The sequence below is a fragment of the Streptococcus oralis genome, assembly GCF_023109155.1.
In the GTDB taxonomy this organism is placed as follows: domain Bacteria; phylum Bacillota; class Bacilli; order Lactobacillales; family Streptococcaceae; genus Streptococcus; species Streptococcus oralis_BZ.
On the sequence record NZ_JALDUA010000012.1, the window covers coordinates 1 to 1,936 of the forward strand.

General features: G+C 41.2%; 1 protein-coding gene and 1 pseudogene. Both read left to right on the forward strand.

The window, feature by feature from the left end; all coding sequences use genetic code 11:
• On the forward strand, nucleotides 1-1,376 hold a 1,376-nt coding region (locus M1F63_RS10065), incomplete at its 5' end, for an LPXTG cell wall anchor domain-containing protein (protein WP_247941326.1).
• A 75-nt stretch (nucleotides 1,377-1,451) separates the two neighbouring features.
• Nucleotides 1,452-1,936 (forward strand): annotated as a pseudogene (locus tag M1F63_RS10070) (G5 domain-containing protein); the annotation flags it as partial.

Consider the following 1,936-nt stretch of genomic DNA (forward strand, 5'->3'; position numbering starts at 1 on the left):
AAGCGCATAGCGATTTGACTCCTTATAAGGATCAATTGGTACCAAACAAAGCAAGTGTTAACTTCAAGGATGCCAATAGTCAATCTGGCAGCAAGGAATCAAAACCGGTAACGGTGAAACCGCGTGACCCAGAAAAACCAACAGATCCAACACCAGGTGAACCAGCTAAGTCTGTTGGGCCAGAAGATGGATCTAAACCTGATAAAGAATACCACTTGCCAAACGCTTTAGATACCTTCCGATTCGATATCACTACACCGATCCCAACAGATCCAGTAGATGAAAACGGAAATGCTAAGAAGGATCAATATGGTCGTCTTATCAAGACAGACTTGACTAGCTTTACGATCACGGATAAAATCGATTCAGTCTTGAAAGTCAACAAAGACCGTATCGCTCTTAAAGTTGAAAATGCTCAGTTTGACAAGATCAAAGCAGCTCTTCAAGCTCAACTTGAACAGTCTGAGAAAGAACTCAAAGCTTTGACAGGTAAGTCAACTGATGAGACTTCAACAGAGGCTAACAAGAAGGAAGATTTGAAAGCGGCGGAAGCGAAAGTAGCTGAATTGAAAGCGAAGTTGGAAGCAGCTAAGGCAGCACAACCAGCTAAACCAGCTGAAACTACAACACCAGCTACTCCAGCAACAGCTACTGAAGAAACAACTCCAGCTACATCTGATTTTTCTGCAACAGAAGATAAGAAACCTGCAACTAGCGAGCCAAGTCAAGATCTTGCAAGCTTGGAAGCAGAGTTGAAAGCAGCTGAAGAAAACTTGGCTAAACTTCAAGCACCAGCAGAGAAAGAAGCAGAATTAGCACCAGCTGATAAGAAACAACAACAAGAGAAACTTGAAAATGAAATCAAGAAACTAAAAGAAGCTCAAACTAAGCTTCAAGCAGCTATTGATAAATTGAGTAAGTCTTCAAATGACCGCGGTGAATTAGTAGGTAAAGAGTTGGAAGCAATTGCTACTGTTACTTACGATGAAACTGAAAATCTTGTGACTCTTGAAATCAGCGACAAGGATGTTCTTGAAGCCTTGAAGGGAAGTACTGTACGTCTTGTACTTTACACTAACTTCAAAGAAGGAACAGATTTTACACAATTCGCTGCTGGTGTACCAAATACAGCTAAAGTAAGCTTTAACCATAATCCAAATCCAAAGCCTACCAACAAAGTTGTAGTGTTCCCACCAACACCACCAACACCAGAAAAACCACAAACTCCGCCACCAGGTGGAACCGTTCCTCCTGCAGAACCTAAGAAAACATTGCCAAATACAGGTTCTGAAGCATCTTCAATCTTTGGAGTACTTGCTGCCCTAGCTCTAGGACTTGCTGGACTTCTAGTTTGGAAGCGTAAAGCTGAACGTTAGTATCATATAGTAAGAGGAGAGTAGAAATATTTCCTCTCTTCCTTACTATATATTAAATGAATTAAGGGAAAAAGAATGAGTAGAAAAAAATTATTAAAGTTAGGGATTTCAATACTTGCTTTAAACGCTCTTGGAGTAGCAACGTATCATGTAGCTCCAGATTTATATCAAATTCCAACAGTGCATGCAGAAGAAACACCGGCGGAAGATGAAGAAATTCCAGATGGAGCAGAGCGAAACATTGCGCTTAAATTCAAAAGAATGCTTGATAATGTAGAGGCTTTCATTGCTGACTATAAAGCTAATCCGGATGATGAGGACAACAAAGCTGGATTAGAAGATAGCTTGGCGGAAGCTACTGACTACCTTCCTACCGCAAAGAAGGCAATGAAGAGTCCAGAAGGTCAAAAAGGTTTTGTGGCATATGAAGCTCGCTACAATGAGTTGAAAGCCAAGGTTGAAGCTTTGTTGGCCGGTAAGACGGAACAACCAGCGGAACCAAAAGTTGAGCATCAAGAAATCACTACAACAGAAGAGATTCCTTATGCATCTCGTACCGA